The sequence below is a fragment of the Streptomyces sp. NPDC006208 genome (genome assembly GCF_040613775.1).
Lineage (GTDB): Bacteria > Actinomycetota > Actinomycetes > Streptomycetales > Streptomycetaceae > Streptomyces.
This window is the reverse complement of the sequence record NZ_JBEXSW010000019.1, coordinates 26,235-50,891: the sequence shown is the minus strand read 5'-3', so window position 1 is coordinate 50,891 and position 24,657 is coordinate 26,235. Positions and strand designations below refer to the sequence as shown.

Annotated in this window: 20 protein-coding genes; 9 read left to right on the top strand and 11 right to left on the bottom strand. The window is 71.3% G+C overall.

The features are described from left to right. Positions 1–22 precede the first annotated feature (22 nt). Both ABZ208_RS17555 and ABZ208_RS17550 read left to right on the top strand, forming a co-directional pair. A complete protein-coding gene (locus ABZ208_RS17555; protein WP_356910350.1) occupies positions 23–1,399 on the top strand; it encodes an 8-oxoguanine deaminase in 1,377 nt (458 codons plus the stop codon). Positions 1,400–1,627: 228 nt separating this feature from the next. Beyond that, a complete protein-coding gene (locus ABZ208_RS17550; protein WP_356910349.1) occupies positions 1,628–3,037 on the top strand; it encodes a nucleobase:cation symporter-2 family protein in 1,410 nt (469 codons plus the stop codon). A 77-nt stretch (positions 3,038–3,114) separates the two neighbouring features. On the opposite strand, the gene ABZ208_RS17545 is transcribed toward ABZ208_RS17550, so the two are convergent. The 5 genes from ABZ208_RS17545 to ABZ208_RS17525 form a co-directional block, all read right to left on the bottom strand. Beyond that, the gene (locus tag ABZ208_RS17545) at positions 3,115–3,987 is read right to left on the bottom strand and encodes a chitosanase (RefSeq protein ID WP_356910348.1); all 873 of its coding nucleotides are present in this window, start codon (positions 3,985–3,987) and stop codon (positions 3,115–3,117) included. A gap of 212 nt (positions 3,988–4,199) precedes the next feature. After that, a complete protein-coding gene (locus ABZ208_RS17540) occupies positions 4,200–5,297 on the bottom strand; it encodes a catalase family protein (RefSeq protein ID WP_356910347.1) in 1,098 nt (365 codons plus the stop codon). 109 nt (positions 5,298–5,406) lie between these two features. Further along, positions 5,407–5,880 carry a MarR family transcriptional regulator gene (locus ABZ208_RS17535; protein WP_356910346.1) on the bottom strand — a complete coding sequence of 158 codons (474 nt, stop codon included), beginning with the start codon at positions 5,878–5,880 and terminating at the stop codon, positions 5,407–5,409. 36 nt (positions 5,881–5,916) lie between these two features. Beyond that, a complete protein-coding gene (locus tag ABZ208_RS17530) occupies positions 5,917–6,516 on the bottom strand; it encodes a 3'-5' exoribonuclease (protein ID WP_356910345.1) in 600 nt (199 codons plus the stop codon). Between the two features lie 144 nt (positions 6,517–6,660). Next, on the bottom strand, positions 6,661–7,290 hold the full coding sequence (locus ABZ208_RS17525) for a TIGR03086 family metal-binding protein (protein WP_356910344.1): 630 nt from the start codon (positions 7,288–7,290) through the stop codon (positions 6,661–6,663). Between the two features lie 104 nt (positions 7,291–7,394). Here ABZ208_RS17525 and ABZ208_RS17520 point away from each other — a divergent pair, with 104 nt between their 5' ends. The 4 genes from ABZ208_RS17520 (at position 7,395) to ABZ208_RS17505 (ending at position 12,044) form a co-directional block, all read left to right on the top strand. Beyond that, positions 7,395–9,524 (top strand): hypothetical protein, encoded by a 2,130-nt coding sequence (locus tag ABZ208_RS17520; RefSeq protein ID WP_356910343.1) that lies wholly within the window; start codon positions 7,395–7,397, stop codon positions 9,522–9,524. 158 nt (positions 9,525–9,682) lie between these two features. Beyond that, entirely contained in the window at positions 9,683–10,213 is a 531-nt protein-coding gene (locus ABZ208_RS17515; RefSeq protein ID WP_356910342.1) for a hypothetical protein, read from the top strand. A 245-nt stretch (positions 10,214–10,458) separates the two neighbouring features. Continuing rightward, positions 10,459–11,013, top strand: coding sequence for a hypothetical protein (locus ABZ208_RS17510; protein ID WP_356910341.1), 555 nt, complete (start codon positions 10,459–10,461; stop codon positions 11,011–11,013). Positions 11,014–11,057: 44 nt separating this feature from the next. Further along, positions 11,058–12,044 (top strand): fibronectin type III domain-containing protein, encoded by a 987-nt coding sequence (locus ABZ208_RS17505; protein ID WP_356910340.1) that lies wholly within the window; start codon positions 11,058–11,060, stop codon positions 12,042–12,044. A 46-nt stretch (positions 12,045–12,090) separates the two neighbouring features. On the opposite strand, the gene ABZ208_RS17500 is transcribed toward ABZ208_RS17505, so the two are convergent. Both ABZ208_RS17500 and ABZ208_RS17495 read right to left on the bottom strand, forming a co-directional pair. Further along, entirely contained in the window at positions 12,091–12,579 is a 489-nt protein-coding gene (locus ABZ208_RS17500; protein ID WP_356910339.1) for a hypothetical protein, read from the bottom strand. A 158-nt stretch (positions 12,580–12,737) separates the two neighbouring features. Then, entirely contained in the window at positions 12,738–12,974 is a 237-nt protein-coding gene (locus ABZ208_RS17495) for a hypothetical protein (protein ID WP_356910338.1), read from the bottom strand. A 449-nt stretch (positions 12,975–13,423) separates the two neighbouring features. On the opposite strand from ABZ208_RS17495, the gene ABZ208_RS17490 reads away from it, so the two are divergent. After that, a complete protein-coding gene (locus ABZ208_RS17490) occupies positions 13,424–15,853 on the top strand; it encodes a SpoIIE family protein phosphatase (protein ID WP_356910337.1) in 2,430 nt (809 codons plus the stop codon). Positions 15,854–15,994: 141 nt separating this feature from the next. On the opposite strand, the gene ABZ208_RS17485 is transcribed toward ABZ208_RS17490, so the two are convergent. Further along, a complete protein-coding gene (locus ABZ208_RS17485) occupies positions 15,995–16,735 on the bottom strand; it encodes an RICIN domain-containing protein (protein ID WP_356910336.1) in 741 nt (246 codons plus the stop codon). Between the two features lie 229 nt (positions 16,736–16,964). On the opposite strand from ABZ208_RS17485, the gene ABZ208_RS17480 reads away from it, so the two are divergent. Beyond that, entirely contained in the window at positions 16,965–18,803 is a 1,839-nt protein-coding gene (locus tag ABZ208_RS17480; protein ID WP_356910335.1) for a hypothetical protein, read from the top strand. A 114-nt stretch (positions 18,804–18,917) separates the two neighbouring features. Here ABZ208_RS17480 and ABZ208_RS17475 read toward each other — a convergent pair whose 3' ends face one another. Continuing rightward, on the bottom strand, positions 18,918–20,468 hold the full coding sequence (locus ABZ208_RS17475) for a glutamate synthase subunit beta (protein WP_356910334.1): 1,551 nt from the start codon (positions 20,466–20,468) through the stop codon (positions 18,918–18,920). 344 nt (positions 20,469–20,812) lie between these two features. Here ABZ208_RS17475 and ABZ208_RS17470 point away from each other — a divergent pair, with 344 nt between their 5' ends. After that, on the top strand, positions 20,813–22,225 hold the full coding sequence (locus ABZ208_RS17470; RefSeq protein ID WP_356910333.1) for a penicillin-binding transpeptidase domain-containing protein: 1,413 nt from the start codon (positions 20,813–20,815) through the stop codon (positions 22,223–22,225). A gap of 88 nt (positions 22,226–22,313) precedes the next feature. Here ABZ208_RS17470 and ABZ208_RS17465 read toward each other — a convergent pair whose 3' ends face one another. Both ABZ208_RS17465 and ABZ208_RS17460 read right to left on the bottom strand, forming a co-directional pair. Beyond that, positions 22,314–22,844 (bottom strand): DinB family protein, encoded by a 531-nt coding sequence (locus ABZ208_RS17465; protein ID WP_356910332.1) that lies wholly within the window; start codon positions 22,842–22,844, stop codon positions 22,314–22,316. Between the two features lie 217 nt (positions 22,845–23,061). Beyond that, the gene (locus tag ABZ208_RS17460; protein ID WP_356910331.1) at positions 23,062–24,591 is read right to left on the bottom strand and encodes an alpha/beta hydrolase; all 1,530 of its coding nucleotides are present in this window, start codon (positions 24,589–24,591) and stop codon (positions 23,062–23,064) included. Positions 24,592–24,657: the final 66 nt, after the last annotated feature.

The window sequence follows — 24,657 nt, the reverse complement described above, 5'->3', positions numbered from 1 at the left end:
ACTTGGAAGACGAGGACCTGCCATGGCGGCTTCGCGCATCGTCATCGAGAACTGTGCCATCGCGACCGTGGACGCGAACGACACCGAGTACGCCCGCGGCCACATCGTCGTGGCGGACAACCGGATCGAGTCGGTGGGAGCGGGCGCGGCCCCCGAGAACCTGGAGAACGTGGTCCGCCGCATCGACGGCACCGGCCATCTGGCCACGCCGGGCCTGGTCAACACCCACCACCACTTCTACCAGTGGATCACCCGGGGACTCGCCACCGACCACAACCTCTTCAACTGGCTGGTCGCGCTCTACCCGACCTGGGCGCGCATCGACGAGCCGATGGCCCGCGCCGCCGCGCAGGGCTCGCTGGCCATGATGGCCCGCGGCGGCGTCACCACCGCGATGGACCACCACTACGTCTACCCGCGGGGCGCCGGCGACCTGTCCGGCGCGATCATCGGTGCGGCGAGCGAGATGGGCGTACGGTTCACCCTCGCGCGCGGCTCCATGGACCGCGGCGCGTCGGACGGCGGGCTGCCGCCGGATTTCGCCGTCGAGACCCTCGACGGCGCGCTCGCCGCCACCGAGGAGACCATCGACAAGCACCACGACGCCTCCTTCGACGCGATGACGCAGATCGCCGTCGCGCCCTGCTCGCCCTTCTCCGTCTCCACCGAACTGCTGCGGCAGGGCGCCGAGCTGGCCCGCCGCAAGGGCGTGCGGCTGCACACCCACGGCTCGGAGACCGTCGAGGAGGAGGAGTTCTGCAAGGAACTCTTCGGGATGGGCCCGACCGACTACTTCGAGTCGACAGGCTGGCTGGGCCAGGACGTGTGGATGGCCCACTGCGTCCACATGAACGACTCCGACATCGCCGCCTTCGGCCGTACCGGCACCGGCGTCGCCCACTGCCCGTCCTCCAACGCGCGCCTTGCCGCCGGTATCGCCCGCGTACCCGACATGCTCAGGGCCGGCGTCCCGGTCGGCCTCGGTGTCGACGGCACCGCCTCCAACGAGTCCGGCGAGCTCCACACCGAACTGCGCAACGCGCTCCTGATCAACCGTCTCGGCGCCCACCGCGAGTCGGCGCTGAACGCCCGACAGGCGCTGCGCCTGGGTACGTACGGCGGCGCGCAGGTCCTCGGCCGCGCGGACCAGATCGGTTCGCTGGAGGCCGGGAAGCTCGCCGACCTGGTGCTGTGGAAGCTGGACACCCTGGCCCACTCCTCCATCGCCGACCCGGTCGTCGCGCTCGTCCTCGGCGCGGCCGCCCCGGTGAGCATCTCACTTGTGAACGGCAGGACGGTCGTCGAAGCGGGCCGCCTGACGACAGTCGACGAGGACGCCATCGCCCGCTCGACGCGGGACGAGGCACAGCGCCTGGCGCGGATCGCCGCCGAGGCCTGACCGAACGACTTCCAGCAGTCCGGTCGAGGGGGACGGCCCTCGACCGGCGGCCAAGGACCCGAGCGGGGTCCCTGGCAGCTGTCACCGGGGGGCACGCACGTCAGAACGTGCGTGCCCTCCGGGGGCGGTGACTCGTGCCACCCCCCAACTGGGCATCAGCTGTACCCCTGCACCACCTCCATGACACCCACGTCACCCGCTGACGTGTAACCGACCGGAGGACCCACTGTGGCCGCCCGAACCGCCTCTGATGCACAGACCGCCGACGCGCAGGACCGGAAGCATCCGGTCGACGAAACCCTGCCCCCTTTCAAGATGTTCACCAGCGGCCTGCAGCATGTCGCCGCCATGTACGCGGGGGTTGTGGCCCCACCGATGATCGTGGGGCCCGCCGTGGGCCTCAGCGCCAAGGACACCGCGTTCCTGATGGGCGCGAGCCTGTTCACCGCGGGTATCGCGACCCTGCTCCAGACCCTCGGCTTCTGGCGGGTCGGAGCCCGGCTCCCGTTCGTCAACGGCGTGTCCTTCGCCGGAGTGACCCCGATGATCGCCATCGGCAAGGACCGCGGCTACGACGGAGTCGCCGTCATCTTCGGCGCGATCATCGTCGCCAGCCTGCTGGGTTTCGTCCTCACCCCGTACTTCTCCAAACTCGTCCGGTTCTTCCCGCCCGTCGTCACCGGTACCGTCATCACACTGATCGGCGTCTCGCTGCTGCCCGTCGCCTTCAACTGGTCCCAGGGCGGCAACCCCGCGGCCGACGGCTACGGCTCCATGAAGAACATCGGGATGGCCGCCCTCACACTGGTCATCGTGCTGGCACTGCGCAGGCTGCTGCGCGGGTTCCTGCAGCAGATCGCCATCCTGCTCGGCCTGGTGGCGGGGACCGTGATCGCCCTTCCCCTCGGCATGGCCGACTTCGGCGCCTTCAAGGACGCCGAACTCGTCGGCTTCCCGACGCCGTTCCACTTCGGCGCACCGCAGTTCGAGATCGCCGCGATCGTGTCGATGTGCATCGTGATGCTGGTGTGCATGACCGAGTCGACGGCCGACATGCTGGCACTCGGCAGGATCGTCGGCAGGCCGGCCGACGAGCGGATCATCGAGGGCGGGCTGCGTGCCGACACCCTGGGCAGCGCTGTCAGCCCGCTGTTCAACGGCTTCATGTGCAGCGCCTTCGCACAGAACATCGGCCTCGTCGCGATGACCAAGGTACGCAGCCGTTTCGTCGTCGCCGCCGGCGGCGGGATCCTGCTCCTGCTGGGCCTGTGTCCGCTCGCCGCCTCGGTGATCGCCCTCGTACCGTTGCCGGTGCTCGGCGGCGCGGGCATCGTCCTGTTCGGCTCGGTCGCCGCCAGCGGCATCCAGACGCTGGCCGCCGCCGCCCTGGACAAGGGCGAGAACGCGCTGATCGTGGCCGCCGCTGTGGGTATCGGCCTGATCCCCATCGCCGCGCCGGAGTTCTACCACGCGTTTCCCAAGGACCTGCTGGTGGTGCTGGACTCGGGCATCTCGACCGGGTGCATCGTGGCGATCGTGCTGAACCTGGCCTTCAACCACCTGGGGAAGCGGGCGGGTTCGGACGAGGAGCAGCCGGCGGGGACAGGGAAGGCCCCGCAGCCGGCCGCTGCCCACTGACGCCGACGGGCCCGGGCACCCGGGGAACCGACGTTCCCCGGGCGCCCGGCCCTTGTGCGGCCTGCGCTGCCTGTGCGTCAGTCGATGTGGTAACTGTCGCCGTACACCTTCCAGTCCAGCGGCGTGTTCAGGTCGAGGTTGCCCCTGTCGAGGAACACCCGCTGCGCGGTGTCCACCCGGCTGGTGTCCTCATGCGCCTCCTCCTGCTTCATCGCCCACACACGGGCGTCCAGGAACGCGTGCAGATACGCCCGCTCGTCGCCGCCCTGGGCCGGTGGCCTCGCCCTCGCGAGTGCCATGCGGCGGATGCTGCTGAAGCTGGTGCTGTCGCTGCCGTCGCCGTGCATCACGATCGCGTCGTAATAGATGAACTGCCCGAGGACACCGACGCCGTCCTGCTTGCCGCGGCCTACCGCCGGGTCGAAGTAGACGCGGTCGCGCTCGTCGTTCTGGGCCTCCTTGAACGCCGGGTCCCGGGCGGCCCGCTTCCAGTCGCGGGTGAAGTCCGGGTCCAGTCCCTCGTGCGAGTCGCTGCCGTCGACCTCGCGCAGCGCCGGCAGGTACCTCGCCAGTACGTTGCCCGGCCGGCGCTGCGTGTAGAGCTCGACGAGGCCCAGCATGTCGCCGGTGCCCGAGCAGAAGCCGATGATTCCGGCGGTGTAGCCGCGGCCGTCGCCGATGTCCTCGATGTACTCGTACTGGGCCTTCCAGTCCAGCGAGGAGTTCTCCGCGCTGGAGACGAGCTGCATGGCGATCTCCTTCTTCGCCGGGTCGTCCAGCCCGGCGGCCGCCGGTGCGGGGTCCTGGGCGGCCGTCGCGCGCGACGGCACGGGGGGCTGATCGGACGGTGTGGCGAACGCCGTCACAGGTACGGCGACCAGCGTCACTCCGAGCAGTACACGCGGGAGAAACCTGAGCGGACGAAGGGTGCGCTTGTGGGGGGCGGACACCTTGCCTCCATGGGGGGAGTACGTCTGGACGTGCTCTGTTAGTAAACTTTCCTACCAGAGTCGCGTGAGCCACGTACACCCCTTCGGGCGCCCGGAGTCGGAGAGGTCGAGGAGGGGTACGTCCGGGGCTTCGGTGTGCGCTGCCGCCCGTTCCGGACCACCCACGATCTGTGGTGGCGGATCCCCCTTCTGTTCGCCTCCCCACCCGGTCTTCAGAGCAGTTCGGCGCTGCTCGCCGGCTCCTGGCGCGGCTGGTCGTTGATGCGGTGCCGCTCGATGGAGGATCGGCGGTAGACCTCTTCGCGCACCCGCTGGATCTCCCCGATGGGCCGGTGGTCCTCGCGCGAGCGCCAGGGAGTGATCGACGTCCCGTCCGCGGCCGTGAGGTTCTCCTCGCCGCCGATGTCCTGGCGCGGCACGTCGATCCGGGCGACCGTCACCCACGGCGAGAGCTGCTCCGGCCACTCGACCGACGTGTTGTCCACGGGCATCCGCATGAGGTCGGCGTTGAGCTGGACCTGGAGTTCGAAGGCATGGTCGCGCTCGCCCGCCTCCGCCACCAGAGTGTTGCGGAAGGCCTCGCCGTCCGCGCGCACATCGACGTCGAGGTGGGTGACGGGGGAGACCGGGAGCGTACGGATCTTGGCGATGTGATCGCCGTACCGGAAGGCGCCCATGCTGTTGTACGTGTACGAGAGCAGGTTGCGGCGCTGCACCTGCGTGAACGACAGCATCGCGAACAGCTCGTCCCACAGCCACTCGTCCGCACTCGCCAGGGTGCCGCGGCGGGTGAGGAACTCTCCCATCCAGGACTTGCGCCGGGCCGGGTTCACCAGGGCATCCGGGAGTTCGGCGAAGAGTTCCTCGATGACCATGTAGTCATAGGCGGTGTTGGCGAAGAACACCGTGTTGTTGATCAGGTTGAGGTCGAAGGTGGTCGCCTCGGCCTCGTCCGCCAGCAGGGACCGGCCAGGGACGCCGAACATCTTGATGCCCATGCCGCACGCCGCGCCCAGCAGTGAATCGGCGCGCAGATGTCCGAGCCCGTTGGAGTAGCGCACGACCGCGTCGTACGTCGCCGGGGTGGCGAAGATCCCCTGAGCGTACGGGCCCGGTGCATCACCGACCGTGACGGTCGCCTTCATGAGGCCGTACGTCTTGCCGTGGGCGGTCCGGACCGCGCGGCCCACGCCCTGCCGTTCGACGGACTCACGGGTGCGGCGGGCGACGTTGCCGACGACCTCGTCCAGTTCCCGCTGGTAGGTGGGGCGTTCGACGGGGGTGTACTGCTCGTACCTGACGAATTCCATCGTGGCTCTCTCCTTCGTGCTCACCGTTCTCCATGAAACATAGCGCACAATTCAATTGTGCACGATGTAACTGGACGTGATGATCCCCACGAAAGTGATCGAGCCTCCGTCAAGCCGCCGGTGTACCCAGCCGGTCGATCAGCGCGCGCAGCCGGTCCCGCAGCTGCACCGCTTCCTCGGCCGTGAGGCCGTAGATCCGGCCCATCGACCCCGGAATCCCCTCGGCCCGCTCCCGGAGCGCCCGGCCCTGCTCCGTCGCCTCCACGGTCACCAGACGCTCGTCGGCGGCCTGTCGTTCGCGCAGCAGCAGCCCTGCTGCCTCCAGCCGCTTGAGCAGCGGCGACAGCGTGCCGTAGTCGAGCCCGAGCATCACGCCCAGTTCCTTCATCGGCACCGGTCCGCGCTCCCACACCGCGAGCATCACCAGATACTGCGGATACGTGAGGTCCAGCTCGGCCAGCACCGGCCGGTAGGCCGCCGTCACCGCCCGCGACGCGGAGTACAGCGCGAAGCACAACTGATCGTCGAGGGTCATCGAGGCGGCCGGGGTCATGGGCGTGGCCGGGGTCTGGTTCATTGCCATGCCCCCATTCTCACTCCCGCCCGCACGACGCCGCCGCTACGCCGGTGGCGCCGGATCCCAGGTCATGAGGTTGCTGAACAGCTCCGCCTGCTCCACGGCGTCGTCCAGCGCGTGATGGGTGTGCCGCCTCCGCGACAGCAGTGAGCGCGGCATCGTGCCCTTGGCGACGGCGCGCAGCGGGAGCCGGGCCTTCGTCGCGTACAGGGTCTTCATGTCCATACAGCCGGAATGGCCGAACGGGCTGGCGCCGGTGAAGCGCATCAGATACCAGTACAGGAAGGTCCAGTCGTACGACGCCGGGTACCCGCACATCACCGGCTGTGCGCCCACGGCCACTTCGCGCACCCAGGCGGTGAACTCGGCCATGGCGGCGGCCGGTTCGCTGCCCTCGCGGACGAGACGGTCACGGTCCAGGCCGCTCACGGCCAGTGCCTCCGGGACGAAGGTGTCGCTGATGGGGCGCAGTTCGCGGTAGAAAGTATGAGCCTCGGGGTCGGCCTCGGCGGCGTAACCGGCGGCGTCCTGCCGGCCGGCCACCGCTGCGCCGAGGCTGATCATCGAATACGGGCCGGGGATCGGTCCGTCGGCCTCGATGTCGACGGAGATGTACAGGCTGGGTCTGATTGTGCGTGCCATGGCGCGAGCATGGCAGCTTGCAGACCCTCCGCTCACCTGATTTCCCGGCCGCACGGCGAGCGGCCCGGCCCCCGCGGGTGAGGACCCCGGGCGGTGAGCACCCCCCGCGGCGGGGTCCGGTGCAGACCCCGCCCGTACCCGCCGTCAGCCGGCACCCTGGGGCGACCAGTCGGGACGACGCCCGCTGAGCCCGATGACCCGGTCCAGCAGCGGCGCGCTCCCGGGCACCGGCACGACCGGACCGAACATCCCGCCGCGGTCCGGATCCTCCGCGGCCGGCGCCAGCAGCGCGTACGACACCCGGAGGCTCGCCTCGTCCGGGTCGTAGTCCTGCCCGGTCGCCCGCGCCAGGTCCCACCCGTGCACCAGCAGCTCGTTGAGGGCGACCCGCCCGGCGATCGCGGCCGGAAAGGTGATGCCGCCCGCCTGGGTGTCGCCGTCCCAGGCCCCCGGCGTACGCCAGGCCGTGACCAACTCGTCCAGCAGGCGGGGGAGTTCTGCCCGCCAGTCGTCCGCCAGTACCCACGTCACGGTGCCCGGATCGGTGTTCGTGGTCGGCCCGAGGTCCTTGCGCGCGGCGTCCCGGAATGCCGAGGACAGCCCGACGACATGGGCCAGCATCTCCCGTACGGCGTACTTCGGACAGGGCGTCGGATCATCCAGCCTGGCCTCGTCGATCCCGGCCGCCAGCTGTGCCATCCCGGCTGCGACCGGTCCCAGATCCGGCGTGTCCGGCACGTGTGATCCTGTCGGGTCCATCGTGTTCGCGTTCATGAAGTCGAGACTTTCCCCGCCACGGAAACTCATCGGTCCCCCGTTCGGGCTATCCGGACGTGGCAGGGCCGGTCCGCGGGGCCTGACGCTCATACGCTCACCGGGTGATCAGTACGACTGCCCTGAACACCGGACATGCCGACTTCCTCGCCTGGGCCGAGCAGGAACGGGGCACCGCCCTGCCCGCTCGTGCCTCCGATGCAGTGCTCACCCTCCTCGCGCTGCGCGGCGCGGACCGCCGGGCGGGGGTCCCGGAGCCGACACCGCAGCTGGTGCGCAGCGTGCTGCACAAGGACCTGCCCGTGCTGCTGTGCGCCACGGCGGCCGAACTCGACGCCGTACCGGACATCCTCCGCGCGCTCGCCGACCGCGTCAGGGCTGCCGGACGGCTGAACACGAAGCGCCACACACGGCTGCTCGCCGCGATCGACGAGGCGAGCGGGGACTTCCGTACGGCGATGGACGACCCGTGGAACCTGACCTGGCCCCGCTGGTACGCATCGCTGCTGCGGGCCGACGGTGTGGACGCGGACGACGCCGAAGCCGTACGTGCCTGGCTCGCCGCCCACGACCAGAGCCCGCACGCCGACCGCCCCGCGCTGCCCGAGCCGCTGCAGCGCCCGGACCTGACCGCGCGGACCTTCGCGGCGCGGGAGCAGCTGTCGGAGGCACTGCTCGCCGCCTTCGCCCGCGACGCGGCCGGGCCGGCCGCCCGGGGCGGCGCTCTGCTCCCGGCCCCGCCGCTCGGCGCGGACCACCCTGACGACGCCCTCGCCGAGCACCTGGACCGGATCGCGTCGGCGCTGAGCGACCGCTGGACCGCCGCGGGACTCGGTGAGGCCCTCGCCGGACCGTACGCGTTCCTCGCTCCGGGGCCGGAGGCGATGCCGCACGCCGCTCTCGCGGACCGGCTGCTCGACGAGCACCTCGACTACTACGGCAACTCCGGTATCCCCCTGCCGCCGCCCCCCGAGCTGCCCGCGCCTGAGGAGATCCGGGACCTGCTGCACGCGGCCCCGCTCCCGGCCGCCCTCGCCGCGGGCGGCGACGACCTGACCGACGCGCAGCGCGACATCGCTGAACGCTGCGGCTTCCCCGAACCCGCGATGACCGTCTGGAACGAAGGCACCCCGCAGGAGCTGACCGAACTCGCCGCCGACCTGCTCGCCGCGGTCATGGACTCCATGCCCGTACCGGACGACCCGGACCAGCGCTACCTCCTCGACGGTGCGCACCTCCTCTACACGCTCTACGAGCGGGGCAGCACACCCGACTCGGTGGCGCGCAAGGCAGCCGATGTCTCGGACGGGAACATCGCCCCGGAACTGGAGGACGACCCGGTCTCCGTCCCCACCGCGCAGCCCGCCGCGTACGAGCTACCGCCCCTGCCGGAACTGGCCGCCGTCCTCGGCAGGCCCGACCTGACCGAGCCCGAACGCGCCGAACTCGACACCCAGGCCAAGGCCCTGGCCGCCACCGTCGACCGGCTCGGCGCGACCGGCTTCGTCTTCCGCGCAGGCGACGCGTACGGCCTCACCCCGCTCGGCAGCGCCGTGCTGCGCCACATTCTGACCGTGGGCCACTGCGCGGCACCCGATCAGAAGGCCGTCGCCGCATGGAACGCGGCGGAGACCATCGAGGGGATCTACCACTGGCCGCACAAGATCGCGGCCACCGCTCTGAACGCGTGGGCAGCCGCCCGCGGGGGCACGGACGCGGCCTGGTCGGAACTGCTCGGGGCGGTGTCCGCGGCCAAGTCGGCGGACTTCCTCAATGTCGAGCTCTCCCGCCACTTCGACCACCTCGACGAGGCCGGAGTGCCGACCGTGGCCCTGCGCACAGCTCTCGACGACCCGGTGACCGGTGCCCACGCCGCGCGTCTGCTCGGCGCCCGAGGCGAAGCGGTCCCGGAGGAACAGGTGCCACCCAACGCACGGGCGACGTTGCTCCTCGAAGACCTGGACCAGCGCTGGATCGACGACATGCGCGTCTACGTGGCGGCCGCGGCCGAGGAACGCGACCCCGACCCGCTGCCCACGGCCCTCCTGGACGCATTCGACGCCGCTGCGGCGACCTGGCCGGACGGTCCGGCGGCACTGGTCAGGGCACTCGCCGCGGCGAACCCGACCGACGCCGTGCGCATTCTGGGTGACCTCCAGGACCGGCATCCGGACGGCCGGGTGCGGGACACGGCGGCACACGAGATGAAGTCGGCGAAGCCTCGTCATCGCTGACGCGGATCCGGCTCAGGTCCGCCCGGAACACCGGGGGCCGAGGGCTCGTGCCGCACACTCGCCTCTGTGATCGGGGTGACTACGGCTGATCTGCGGTGATCGTCACCCGCGGCGGTAACAGGTCGCGCGAGGCGCCCGCCGACTGGCACGCTGACGCCATGGACAGGGCCGAGGTACTGCTCATCGGCGGGCGCTCAGGCGTCGGCAAGTCGACGGTGGGGTGGGAGGTTTCGGCCCGGCTGCGTGCCGTGCCGGTCTCCCACGCCATCATCGAGGGTGACTTCATGGGCCAGGTGCATCCGGCACCCGAAGGGGATCCTCACCGCTCGGAGATCACCGAGCGCAATCTGACGGCCGTGTGGGCGAACTTCGCCCGGCTCGGCCATCGCCGCCTGGTCTACACGAACACGGCGAGTGTCCTGCCCGGGGCGACCGGCATGTTCGTGCGCGCCATGGGCGCCGACGTGCGGATCGTACGGGTCCTGCTCACCGCCACCGACGTCACCGCCGAAGCGAGGCTGACGGGCCGTGAGCTCGGCTCGGAGCTGCGACAGGAGATCGAAGGCAGCGCCCGCAAGGCGCGGATGCTGGATGCTCGGGCGGTCGCGGGCACGGTGAGGGTGACGACCGACGGGAGGTCGGTCATCGACATCGCGGGCGAGGTGGTGGCTGCGACCGGTTGGGTCTGAAGGTGCCCCGAGGTGGTGCTCAGGGCCCGCGCCGGCGGCTCCGGCGCCGGTTTCGTACCGGCCTGCGCAACAGTTCCCGGACCCGCCACCGGAGCCGCCGGAATCGCGAAGTCTCCGTGGAGCAGCTGGTACCCGGTCCATGCGTTCTCCACGCTCCGGCCCAGCGGACGGCCGTCGCGGGGGTAGCGCTCCTCGGGGTCTGTCCTCACGCCTCGTTGTCCCCTTCGCGTGTATAACGTGTCGTCATGTCCGCGTTCATACAACAGCTTCCCGCCCTCCTCGGTGTTGTCATCGGCGCTCTCGGCTCGTACTTGGCGATCGTGCGCGGGGACCGGGCCCGCTTCCGGCGCGAGGAGGGGGCCCGTTGGGAAGAGAGGCGGCTGACCGTCTACGCCGACTACGCGAGGTCGCTGAAGAAGACCGTCACACTGACCTACCGGGTGGCCGCTCACCTTGGCAACGACCCGCATCCGCACCCCTTGTCGCCCGAAGAGGCGGCTCCCCTCCTGGCCGAGGCGACCGATGCGCGGGATCCGGTCGGGGAAGCCCTGCTGATGCTCGGCACCCCGGACGTGGTGCAGCGGGCGCGGGAGTGGGTTCTGGCCGTCATCGAGATGGAAGGGTTCCTGCGAGAAGGGACGCGTGACCGGGACGCCTGGTCGGCCATGCTGGAGAAGCAGCGTGACGCGCGCACGCGGTACTACGGGGCGGTCCGCCGTGACATGGGCCTCCCCGCGGGCCATCCCGGGCAGTGGAGCCTTCCACCGTCACGGAGTTCATGGCCCATTTCCGGTGGCTGAGCCCTTGCAGCCGCCCGATACCTGTGCCATATAGGTCTGGACCAATGTCGTTCGTCCGCGGAGGCCCGACCGTGCAACGTCCCCCCACCACCGTCGTGTTGACATGCTCAGCCGTACTCCTGCTCACCGGATGCGCCGCGTGCAGCGGCGAGGACAAGGACACCGAACGCCCTTCCACACCCGCCGGCGTCACCGCCCAGGCAGGCAGCGCCACGTCGGTGCACGTCATGTGGGAGCAGGCCACCGACAACAAGGCGGTGACCGGCTACGAGGTCTACGAGAAGGGCACCAGGGTCAAGTCCCTGCCCGCTGCCAGGCACATGGTGGACATCGACCGCCTGACCCCCGGGACCGCGTACAGCTTCACCGTCCGCGCGCGCGACGCCGCCGGGAATCTCTCCGCCGCCGGCCCGGCCGTCTCCGTCACCACCCCGGCCCCCACACCGGACGACCGCACCGCCCCCACCCGTCCGGCCTCCCTGAAGGGGCGCGTGGACGGGGCCCGGGCGGTGACCTTGGTCTGGGCACGCTCCCGCGACGACGTAGGCGTCACGTCGTACGACATCTACCAGGAGGACTCCCGCATCCACAGCGTGTCCGGTACGCAGACGACGGCACGGGTCACGGGGCTGCGGCCCGGCACCGTCTACTCCTTCACGGTCCGGGCGCGCGATGCCGCCGAGAACTCCTCCCCGGACAGCGGGGCCGTCGACCTCACCACCACCTCGGCACCCGGCGACGGCCCCAGCACCGCTCCGACCGCCCTCAAGGCCACCGCCCGCAAAGGGAGCATCGAACTCTCCTGGACGCCACCCCGGACCGGGGCCCCGGTCAAGGAGCACCAGCTCTTCCTCAACGGCAAGCCGGCCACGACGATCGTCTGGGGCGCCACGCCGCCCGCCGGAACGGCGACGTACACGATGACGGTCACCGACAAGCCGGGCACGCGCTACAGCGTCAAACTGCGGGCGAAGCTCCCCGACGGCAAGTGGGGTGACTTCTCGGCACAGCGGACGGTGGTGGTCGCGTAGTCGGACCGACAGGCCGGCAGGGCTACGACGGCAGGATCGTGCCGTGTCACGTCTTCGGCGTCGCGGGCGGCGGGGTCAAGCTCGGCTCGATGGTCGACCGCATGTAGATCCGCGTGGTGCCCGGCTGGAACTCGTGCGCGAAAATATCGACGCAGTAGGTGACCTCCTTCCCTTCGGGCGTGTTGACATCGCCTTCGCAAAGGCCGCCGAGCCGCGTCTCTTCGAAGGTCTCCGGTTCCGGCAGTCCCAGGTGCCGGAAGCCCGCCGCGGGTTTGTAGTTCTTGTCCTCGGGATGCAGATTCTCGATCGCCACCACGCCTGCGGGCCTCAGCGCCACGAGGTACTTCTCCGCTTGTGGGCTGGGCAGTGTGAACGCGAGCAGCCCGGAGTCGAAGCGCATGCCGACCTTGTACCCCGCACGCCGGTCAGCGGCCTTGTCCGGTACCCGCACACCCATGACGTCGCTCATCCAGGCGAAAGTGGCGCCGTCCTCCCAACAGCACTCCATTTCCTGCTTCGTCAGGTCAGCGTCCACCTTCGCCGAGAGCAACGCGAGTGCCGGAACGCCGGCAGCCGCGGTGCCCCCAAGAACCGCTGTCACGATGAGCAGCTGACGGATCAGGAGCCGCTTTGCCGAGGACGTCTCACTGGTACCGGTCAAGGGCCGCCGGTGGTGGCCGGGCGGGGACGGCATCAACGCGAACCGCACGTTCCGTAGCAAGTGCTGGTACCTGGCCGGTCGTTCGACGTCATCCCGGCGATCCCCAGGCACAGTACGACGAAGAGCAGCACGATGGCCGTCACGGTGCCGGGCCGATCGGACAGTTTCCAGCGCTCGTCGGCCGGACCGTCGGCTGCGGCCTTGGGCGTCTCGGGACAATTCCCCGGCGCGATGCCGTTCAGGTCCGGCGGTTTCGACTGTTCGGTCATGGTGGATCCCCCCGTCAGCTTCTACGCCCATGGCACCCGCCGAGACGCGATGCGTCAAGTCTGCGCGGCCTGGTGGCGTCCTCTCCGGACGTGGGGCGCCGGCCCCTGGTCAGCTGCTGCACTCGGTGCGCTCGTTGCCCCGCTGCACGGTGGTGGGGGCGGCGGCCGTCGGGCCGGCCCGAGACATCGACCGGTGACCGGGCCCCCGCCGCCCCGTCCGAACCCTGGGGTGGTCAGCCGGGCCTACGTATGCGCCACGCCGTGACACATGACCAGGAAGGCCGCGGGACGCAAACGGGGTTCAATAGGCCCACATGGCATCAGCCTGGTTCTCGGGTTGGGCATCTGGAACAGCGAGCGGCCCGCCGGGACGGAGTCTGGCCGGGAGCCGACCGCGTGCAAGGACCGGGGGAGAGCAGCGGTAGCCGAGTACGAGGTGGTGGCCGGCGGTGGAGAAGCGGGTGACGGCGCTCAGCGAGAGCCGGGAGGATCCGTTCGCTCAGCACCTCGCCGCCTCGGCAGTGCTCGACGACCGGGGAACCGTGGTCGCGTGGAGTCGGCAGGCCGAGGACCTGCTCGGCTACCCGGGGACGGAAGTGATCGGCCGTTCGGCGCTCGACGTCCTGATGGATCCCCGTGACCTGCCCGCTGCCAGGGACGCCGCGGCGACGTGCAGGAGAGCGGGCGGCTGGCTCGGGGTACTCGCGGTGCGACATCGCAGCGGGCAGTTCGTGGAGATGGGGTTCAGGGCGCGTGAGCTCCTGCGCAACGACCTTGTCCGCGAGTGGGTCCTTGTCGGGGCGCCCGCGGCGAGAGTCCTCGAGTGGAGGAGGGACCGCGCCCTCCTCGAAGGGCTGTTCCGACGGTGCCCCATCGGCCTCGCCGTCCACAGCCCCGAGATGAGGATTCTCCGGGTCAACCGGGCGATCGAACGGTTCAGCGGAGTCCCGGACGCCGAGCACCGGGGCATGCGTACCGGCGACCTGCTGGTCGAGGAGGACGCGCGGGCCGCCCGGCACCGGGTGCGCCAGGTGCTGGAGACGGGAACGTCACTCTTCACCGAGCAGTACGCGCGCCTGGAGCGGAATCCGACACGAGAGCAGATCGTGACCGTCTCGGCCTTCCGGATCGAGGATTCCGCCGGACAGGTGCTGGGAGTGGCCGAAACGGTCGAGGACGTCACCGAACGCCATCGTGCCCGGCGTCGGCTCGCACTCCTCGACGAGGCCGGCACACGCATCGGGACCACGCTCGACGTGCGCGAAACGGCCTGGGAACTCGCTGATGTGATGGTCCCCGACCTCGCCGACCACGCATGGGTGGACCTGTCGCAGCCGGTGACGCGCGGTGAGGAGCCGACGCGTCCCCTGGCGGGTCCTGTCGCACGGGTGGCGGTCCGCAGCGTCCTGGCCCAGGAGCCCGGTCCGCCGCACCCGGACGCGGAGCCGGTCGAGCTCGCTGCGGGCACACCACAGGCCACATGCCTGGCCGACGGGCGGCCCGTCCTCGAACCGGTTCTCCCGCCCGACTGGCACTCCACGCAGGCGCATCTGGGTGAGCACGCCCCGGAACTGAGCGTCCACTCCCTGATCGTGGTGCCGCTGGCCGCGCGGGGCCTGGTGCTGGGCGTGCTGAGCCTGTGGCGTTCGCGGCGTCCCGAGCCGTTCGAGGCGGATGATCTGACGCTGGCCCAGGAACTCGCCTCCCGCGCCGCGGTCTGTATCGACAACGCCCGGCGCTTCACCCAGCAGCAGCAGACCGCGTTCGCCCTGCAACGCAGCCTGCTGCCGAGGGCGGTTCCGCGCCAGCCCGCCGTCGAGGTGGCGCCTCGGTACTTCCCGGCCAGGACGGCCCAGGGCGTGGGCGGTGACTGGTTCGACATCATCCCTCTGTCCGGCGCCCGGGTCGCCCTCGTCGTCGGTGACGTGGTGGGCCACGGCGTCCACGCCGCGGCCACGATGGGCCGACTGCGGACAGCTGTGCACACGCTGGCCAGCCTCGACCTGGAGCCCGACGAGGTCCTCGCCCGCCTGGACGATCTGGTCAACCTGTTGGCCGCCGAACAGGAGGAGGACGGCGAGCTGACCGTGGGTGAGCAGGTGATCGGCGCCACCTGCCTCTACGCCGTCTACGATCCCGTCTCCCGGCGGTGCTCCGCGGCGCGTGCGGGCCACCCCTCACCGATGGTGACCACGCCCGACGGACAGGTCAGCCTGTTCGACCTGCCCGCCGGCCCACCGCTCGGCCTGGGCGGCCTGCCGTTCGAGTCCGAGGAGATCGAACTGGCCGAGGGAAGCCTGCTCACGCTCTACACCAACGGACTCATCGGCGAACGTCACGTCGATGTCGACCTGCGCCTGGAGCGGCTGCGCGCGGTGCTCACGCGCCCTGAGGACGCGTTGGAGCTCACGTGCCAGGCAGTCGTCGATGCCCTCGTGCCCGCCAACCCCACCGACGACATCGCCCTGCTCGTCGCTCGCACCCTCGTGCTGCCGCCGCAGAACGTCGCCTCCTGGCAACTCCCGCTGGAACCGACCACCGCTGCCCTGGCCAGGCAGCTGACGACTGCCAAACTCACCGAATGGGGCCTGGAGCACCTGGCGTTCACCACCGAGCTGATCGCCAGCGAGCTGGTCACCAACGCATATCGGTACGCCGGCGGCCCCATGACCCTTCGGCTCATCCGTGAGAACCACCTCATCTGCGAGGTCAGCGACGCCAGCCACACCTCACCGCATCTGCGCAGGGCCCGCACCAACGACGAGGGCGGCCGCGGACTGTTTCTCGTGGCCCAGATGACCGAACGCTGGGGAACTCGCTACACCCGCGAGGGCAAGACCGTCTGGACCCAACAGCCACTGTCCGCCACAACCTTTTGACTCCACCCGGCACTGCTGCGCCTGCCGTCTCCAATGGAGAGCACGCAGCGGCAGTTCACCGTGTGCGGCCGCCCCGGCCCCGTGCGCAGGCACGGCGGCCGGGGCGGCCGGTTCACCACGACGATGCGGCCTCAGGGCAGGTCACCCGCCGAGCCCGGGGCCCGTCCACTGCTGGTTCGTGTGGTGCGGGGTGCAGTCCCAGATGCCCAGGCGTGCGCCGTTGCCCGTGGCCCAGCCCAGTGCGTCCAGGCAGCGGCCGGAGTGGACGCTGCGCAGCAGGCCGCCGGGGAGCTTCTCCCAGCGCTGGTTGCCCGCACCGTGGCAGGTGTTGAGGCCCAGCAGTGAGCCGTTCTCGGTCTTGGCGTACTGCACGTCGAGGCACTTGCCGAGGGCGCGCAGAGTGCCGTCCGGCTCGAGTTTCCAGGACTGGGCAGCGGTGCCGTTGCAGGCGTACAGCTGGATCGGAGTGCCGTCGGACGTGCCGGCGCCCTTGACGTCGACGCACTTGCCCGAGTGGACCCCGGCGATCTGGCCGGAACCCGGGGGCGGCGGCGGCACGCAGTAGATCTGGACGAGGAGCTGCCAGTAGCCGGGGCTCAGCTCATTGCCGACCGGACCCCGGGTCCGGCTGCAGTTGGCGGCCGGGTAGCCCTCGTTGGCAGCCTGGGCGTACGCGCTGTTCCAGGCGGCCTGCACCGCGATGTTGTACGGTCCGTAGCCGGCGCCGGTGAAGTACTTCGGGGCGGCCGGAGCGGCGGCCGCCGCCGCGGGGGCTGCGGCGGGAGCGGCGTTCCCCGGCGCCGCCGTTGCCGTACCGGTGAACAGTGACGCCCCGGCGATCACGGTCGCTGCCGTCGTGGCCAGCCATCGAGCCAATCTCACGGTCGTTCCTTTCGGTCGGTTGCCTTGCGGAGAGCGCAGGCAAAGGAGCCCGTGTCCTGCGACGGACGGGACGCTACCGACGCGACGGCCGTGCGAAGTCTCACCGGAGTCTCAACTTCCCTTGCCCGGACGGCTTCCGTCCTCCTGGTGGCGGCCGACGGCCCTCGGTATGTTCACCGGCGGCCGGGGTGGGGACCCGGGCCGTACGGCCGAGGGGGGCTTGGAAGGCGTGGAAGCGGCAGGGGACAGAACCGGGCTGCGGGCGGCAGACCTTGAGCGGCTGCGGGCGACCGTGGCGGCGCACCGGCTGGTCAATCTCACCGGGGTGCTGGGAGCGGGAAAGACCTGGCTGGCACAGAAGTTGGAGGACGCGGCGACGGTTGACCTGTGCCGTCCCGGCGGCATGGGGAAGTTACCGAGGCTGCTCGCCGCACAGGACCCGGAGACGCTGATCGTCGTCGACGGCGTGGATGGCGCGGCCCGTACTGCCGCAGTACGCACGGTGCTTGACGAGGCGGAACGCCACGGCCGCCTCCTCCTGGTCAGCCGGAGGCCGCTCAGGTCCGCCAGGGGCTGGACCGGCGGCGGGGCAGCGACCCTCGACCTGTCACCGGTCCCGTGCGCCGGCGTCGAGGTACTCGCCGGTGCGGCAGGCATCGACAGTCCCGACGGGCGCGCCCTCGTGACACGCATGTCAGGTGGCGTGCCGCTGATCGCCGAAGCGGTCTGCCGCGCCCTGCACACAGGGGCAGCTCCGGACGTGCCCGGCGCGGTGGCGGACCGGGTGGCGGGCGAGATACTCGACCGGCTCGACCGGGAACTTCCCGGCGGCCGGTGGCGGCACGCGCTCAGGCTGCTGGCCACCGTCGGCTCGGGCGACGAGCAACTGCTCGCGGGCGGACCCGACCTGTTCACCAGGCTCGGCGAGCTGAGCCTCGTGACCCGGGGCGCGCTCGGGCTGACCGTACGCGAACCCTTCCGTACGATCCTGGAGACGGCCTACCGCTGGCGGCGGCCGCTCGCCCACCACACCGTACGGTCCCGGGCGGCTGCCTACCGCCACACCCTCCTCGCCCGTGCGACGGAACCGGCCGAGCGTGCCCAACTTGCCGAGCAGCGCCTGTTCTTGACAGGAGATCCGGTGCTGCGCAGCGCGCTCTTCCCGGCCGTGGACTCCGCCGCCCGGGTCGCTCCGGCACGGCCCGAGGACGCCGACGACATCAGCAGGCTCATGCGCCGATGGGCACTGCGCAGCGACTTCGATCCGCGGCGCGCCGCGCGGATCGCGGACCGCTGGATGGGACACGAGATCTCCGCGTTCCATCTCGCTCGCGACCCGGAGGGCCGGCCCGTCGGACTCGCCGGTCTGCTGCCGGTCAGCGAGCGCACGGCGGACGGGATGGAGCCCCTGCTCCAGCAGCACACCGAGAAGCTCACGGCCGGGCCCCGGCCCGGCGGACTGTTCCTGGGCGCCGCGTACTGCGCCGAGCCCGCCACCCACGCCCGGTTGCTGCGGCACATCCTCGGCTGCGCGGTCAGATCGGGCCACCTCATCGTCTCGACGGCGAGCCCCGACTACCAGGCCCTCGTACGAGGCCTGGGCTTCCGCCCGCACGGCAGCATCCGCGACGACGTCTTCCGCTGTGGCCGCCGCCCCGAGGTGTACACCAACGACTTCACCTCGGCGGCCCTGCCGACATGGCTGGGCAGCCTCGACCCGGCCGTGGGCGCAGCCCCCGTGGCGGACGCGGTCGCGGAGGTCGCGCGGGCGCTGAGCCGTATCCGCGACCCGCGCGCACTGGCGGACAGCCGGCTGCTGGCGTTTCCGGCGACCCCGACCGTGCCGGACCTCCAGGCGTGGCTGCACGACGCCGTGCTCGAAATGGCGGTCAGCGACGAGCTCGCCGACGCGGAGGCGGGCACCATCCTCCAGGCGTACTACCTCGGCCGGGCCAGCACCCACCACCAGGTGGCATGCCGGCTGCACCTCAGCCGGGCGACCTACTTCCGGAGGCTGCGGCGGGGCCTCGAAGCCGTCGCTGCGCGCCTGTCGCTGCCGGATGCGTGAGCGTTCACGCCCTCGTGGCTCGCCTGGGCAGGGGCCGTTGGTGGTCGCTGAGAATGGGTGGTTTCCACGGGCTGGGTGAGCCCGGTCCGGATCACGCGGGGGAGGGGGAACACCTCACGCCATCATCGGCCGGTCCGTCGCGGCCACGGGTGCCGGTAGCTCGGTGAAGCCGGTGAGATAACGGTCCGTGGCCGCCGCCGCGGCCCGTCCCTCCGCGATGGCCCACACCACCAGGGACTGGCCGCGCCCCGCGTCGCCCGCGACGAACACCCCGCCCGCCGGGGAACGGCCCGGGCGCTTCCCCTGCCCGTGCTCCGCTCCTCGATCGTGCCCCTGTGCCTTTCCCTGCCGCGCCGTGTGAGCGGCGAATGCGGCGTCCCGGGCGAAGTTCCCCCGGTCGTCCAGGGTCAGCCCTAGCTGTTCGATCAGGCCGCTGCCCCGCTCGGGACCCGAGAAACCGAGAGCGAGCAGGACCAGCTCGGCCGGAATCACCCGCTCCGTGTCCGGTCGCGGCCTCCTGTTCACGGGCTCGACCTCCGTCAGGTGCAGCGCGCACACGTGCTCGGCGGGATCCGCCTCGAAACGGAGGGTGGCGGAGGCGAAGATCCTCGGATCCGTGCCCTCCCGGCCCCGGGCCTCTTCATGGGCATGGGAGATCCGGTAGACCTTCGGGTACGTGGGCCAGGGCTCGGTCTCCGGCCGCACGTCACCCGGCTCCGGATTGATGTCCAGCTGTACGACCGAGGTCGCGCCCTGGCGCAGGGCGGTGCCCAGACAGTCCGAGCCCGTGTCCCCGCCGCCGATGATCACCACGTGTTTGCCGTCTGCGGTGACGGGCGGCGCGGCATAGTCCCCCTCCTGGACCCGGTTGGCAAAGGTGAGGTAGTCCATGGCCTGGTGGATGCCGTCCAGCTCGCGGCCGGGCACGGGAAGCTCCCGCCGCTCCATGGCTCCGACGGCGAGGACCACCGCGTCGTGCCGCCTCCTGAGCTCGGCGGCGTTCAGATCCCTACCGACGTCCGCACCGGTGCGGAACTTGGTGCCCTCCTGCCGCATCTGCTCGATACGGCGTTCCAGGTGCCACTTCTCCAGCTTGAACTCGGGGATGCCGTAGCGCAGCAGCCCGCCGATGCGGTCGTCGCGCTCGTAGACGGCGACGGTGTGACCGATACGCGTCAGCTGCTGGGCCGCCGCCAGCCCCGCCGGTCCTGAGCCGACCACGGCGACGGTCTTCCCGCTGAGCCGCTCCGGCGGCCGTGGCGGCGCGTACCCCCGCTCCCAGATCTGGTCGGCGATGGCCTGCTCGACGTTCTTGATGGTCACCGGATCGGCGTTGATCGTCAGCACGCAGCCGTCCTCGCACGGCGCGGGGCAGAGCCGTCCGGTGAACTCGGGGAAGTTGTTCGTCGCGTGCAGCCGCTCGGCCGCCGCCCGCCAGTCGCCGTGCATCGCGTACGCGTTCCACTCGGGGATCAGATTCCCCAGCGGGCAACTGCTGTGGCAGAACGGTATGCCGCAGTCCATGCAGCGCGACGCCTGCTCGGACACGAGGGGCAGCAGGATCTGACCCGCGTAGACCTCGTTCCAGTCGTTCAGCCGCTCCTCGACGGGGCGCGGCGGGACGGGCCGGCGGGGGATTTTCATGAAGCCGAAGGGGTCGGTCATGCGCCGCCTCCATCACCCACTCGCGGTGCATCACGGCGTTCAAACCAGCCTACGCCTGCGGCCACCTACCTGGCGTCCGGGCTCCGGCGCACAGGCCGGGCGCACGGCGCCTCACCCGCAGCCGCTGCCGGAGCCCTGCCCTGGGGGCGGATCCGTGCATCGGTGTGAGAGGTCGAGAAAACCCATGACGCGGTAGCCGTCATCCGGCCCGGACGGTCGTTCCTTACGGCAACGCAGTCATCACTGGGCGCAGGGTTTCGCGGCATCGTGACCCGGCGGGCGGTGTGTGCGTCCCGACGAGAAGAGGCCGCCTCCCGATGTCGACGAAAGCTACGCTGATCGTCATGAAGCCGACCCGCCGACGCCGCACCGTCTTACCCACCGTTCTGGCTCTGATTCCCTTGCTGGCCCTGGGGTGTTCGGCCCAGACCGACACCGACACCGATGGCGCGGACGGCGCAAAGGGGGAAGGGCCTTCGTCGGGGAGGGCAGGCGATGCGCCTCGTCCCGTCGAGGGTCTGGGGGACATCGTCGTCGCCGGCCGGCCGGTCACCGGATCGAAGCCGTCGGGGCAGGCGAAGCTCCCGTACCAGCGAACCTACGCGTCGGGGCCGTTGTACGCCGCCGTCACCGGCTACCGGTCGATGGCCTACGGGCAGGCGGGCCTCGAAGCCGTCTACGACGATGTGCTGTCCGCCGGCGTCAAGGGTCGCGGCAGCCTTTCGGGGCATGTCGTCACGACGATCCGCCCGGAACTCCAGTCGGCCGCTGCCGACGCTCTGGGCAGCCGCAAGGGCGCCGCGGTCGCCGTCGACGCAGGCAGCGGCCGCATTCTGGCGCTGGTGAGCACGCCCTCGTACGACCCGTCCGCCTTCAGCGGATACGTCTCCTCGGACGAGAAGGCGTGGAGGGAGCTACTGGGCGACAGCGACAAGCCCATGCTCAACCGGGCGCTGCGCGAGGCCGCCGAGCCGCGCGAGACGTTCCATGTCGTCGTGGCCGCTGCCGCGCTCGAGGAGGGGCTGTACCGGTCGGTCGACGAGGCCACACGCGCCCCGCTGCCCTACACCCTGCCGGGCACGACGACCGAACTCGACTCGGACGGCGCCCCGTGCGCACGCGCCTCGATCCGCACCGCGCTCCGGCGGGCGTGCGACAACGTGTTCGCCAGCATTGCCGTCGAGCTGGGCCGCAGCAGCCTCGCCGCGACGGCCGAGGCGTTCGGCTTCAACGACGACGCGGCGGGTGTCCCCGTGCGGGTGGCGGAAAGCACCTACCCCACAGGTGATGTGAAGGGCCATGAGGTCGCCCTGTCCGGCATCGGTTCGGGCGGAGTGAGGGTCACACCACTCAAGATGGTCGAGGTCATGGCAGTGATCGCCAACGGCGGTCGGTCAGTGGCCCCTTCGATGGTCGACACCGTCGTCCTCGGCGACGGAACCGTACAGAAGCCCAAGGACGGGGCAGCATCTGCGGCACCGCGCCGGGTCATCGGCCGAGGCACCGCCGAGCAGCTGCAATCGGTGATCGAGGACGCCTCGGGTGGGAAGGGCGCCGCCGGTCTGACCGGATGGGTCGCGCCGCCCACCGGATCGTCCGGCTCCGAGCCGACCGCGTGGTCCGTGTCGTACGCCCGGGACAAGAGCGGCCGGCCGATCGCCATGGCGGTACGGGTGGACGGCCCCGGCAGCGACGGGACCGGTGACGCGGGCCCTGCGGTCGCGGTGAGCGAGCGAATGCGGTCGGCCGTGTCCTGAAGGCGGCGCGGCGCAGGCGTGGGGCGGATCCCGGGACCGGGATCCGCCCCACGGCGTCCGAGCCAGGGCTCCACCGGCGCCGGGGCAGCTACGCGCCCGTGACGCCGTCGATGCGCTCCCTGATCAGATCCGCGTGGCCGTTGTGCCGCGCGTACTCCTCGATCATGTGGATCAGGATCCAGCGCAGCGAAACACTCTTGTCCCCGACGATCGCGGCTTCCTGGCCGGACAGCTCACCGGAGTCGGTGAGCGAGGCTCCGCCGGTCAGCTCGCGGCCTCGGGCGATCTCCGCGCGCCAGATGGCGAGCGCCTCGTCGATACCGCGTTCCGAGGAGAGCGCGAAACCGGACGCCTCCTTGGACTCCGCGTACACCGCGGGCACGTTCTGTCCGGCGAACACCCGCTGGAACCAGTTGCGTTCCACCTCCGCCATGTGCTGGACCAGCCCCAGCAGCGTCATGGGCGACGGGGGCACCGAGGCCTCGCGGAGCTGACTGCCGTCGAGGCCCGTGCACTTCAAGGCGAGCGTGGCCCGCTGAAAGTCCAACCAGCTGTCCAGCATGGCGTGTTCATCAGCATGCGGAGGTGGGATGCGGCGCCCGTCCGGTGTTGTCGTCATGGACAGACCCTTGCACGGGTCACTGACCGCCGAGCGGGTTCAGGCGAGCAGGACGGCAGGGATCGTGTCCCGGCACATCCGGTCGGCGTGAGCAGACCCCGGTATGGGTGGGCCGGGCCCAGGGGCCGCAGCACCGACACCCGGCCGAGCACACCCGTCACCGGTGCCTTCGCTCGCGACGGTACAGGGCCCCTGGGCCGGTCGGGGGCGGCCCGGCTCAGGCCGTCAGGTGCGCCAGCACCGAGCACATCGCGCGGTGCACGGCCTCGCGTGACTCGTCGGTCGGGTCGAGGGTCTCGAAGCTGTGGCGGCCGTGCGGCACGTCGATCACCTCGACGTCCGCCGCGCTGCCCTTTGCCGCGGCCAGGAACTCCTCGACGGTGGCGGCGATCTCGGGCATCTCGAGCCCCGCCCGGGTGAGCACGACGGGCAGGGCGCCCGCGTCCGCCACCGCGTCCGCCGGGTGGAACCGGCTGCCGGCCAGCCCCCAGTTCGGCAGCGGTGCCAGGATCGGGTAGCTGGCCGCCAGGCAGCGCAGCCACGCCGGAGGCGATCCCAGCCAGTCCGCTGTGATCAGACCGCCGCCCGAGAAGAACCACAGCGCGACCCGGTCCGCGTCCACCCGCGGGTCGGCCCGGACCAGCTCCACGGCGTCGGCCACGTCCCCGGCGGCTCGCTCGTAGTCGGCCACATCGTGCAGGCGGTGGTCGAGGGTCACGCCCACCACTCCCTGCCCGGCCGCGTACCGCCCGTACCCCATCAGGGTCGGCCAGTCCCGCGGCGTCGGACGGGCCTCGGCGGGCACCGGACCGCCGTGCACGAACACCACCGCCGGCCGCGGGCCATCGGCGTCGGGCAGGTACAGGTCGACGTTCCCGGTCCGCTCGCGGGGGAGCTCGGCCACATCCAGCAGGAACGGCCGCAGGTGCGGGGGCGGCCCCGCGGCTCCGGCCCGCTCCAGCCGGTGCCCCTCGCCGGCCGCGGCCCGCAGCAGAACCCCCGCCAGCTCGGTGGGGCAGGACAGCATCGGCCAGTGCCCGGTGGGAAGTTCGAAGAAGGTCACCCGGCGTTCGGCCAGGGCCTGCAGGGCGGGGTCGCCGAAGTCCACCCGCATCTGGACCATCTCGATGCTCGCGCCGTTGCCGGTGCACAGCACCCCGGTGGTGGGCACCGCGGCCACCGCGCCGGTCAGCCGCAGCGGTTGGAGCAGGGTGCCCAGTGGCTGCGGCGCGGCGCGGGCGGTGAGGCGGTCCAGCGCCGCGTCGGGGACACCCGCGGTGCTGCCCCAGCGCTGCCATTCGTCGCGTGCCGGGGGCGGCAGCTCCCCGTCGGCCCCCTCCGCCGTGCCCGTCCCGGCGCGCTCGGCCACCTGCCGACGCAGGGACTGGTCGGCCACCGCGGCCAAGGCCGGTACACCGTCCTGCGGCATCCCCGCGTCCAGATGGACGATCCGGGCGATGCGCTCCGCCCGCCGGTCGGCGGCACCCAGCACCGGGTGGATGCCGTAGTCGTGGCCGACCAGCACGATCTCCCGTCCGGCCACCGCACCGACCGAGTCGATCACCGCGAGCACGTCCGCGATGTGCGTCTCCAGGTCGACGCCGGCTCCCGCCGCAGCGCGGGGCCCGTCGAGTCCGGTGAGGGCCACCGTGTGCACCTCGGCGCCCGCCGCGATCAGTCGGGCGGTCACGTCCTCCCACACGTGCGGGCCGGTGAACATGCCCGGGACAAGGATGAATGCGGTCATGGCCGTCTCCTCGGTACGTCGCCGTCCGCGGACCGGCCCGACCGGGCCGGTCCGCGCTCGCCGGTA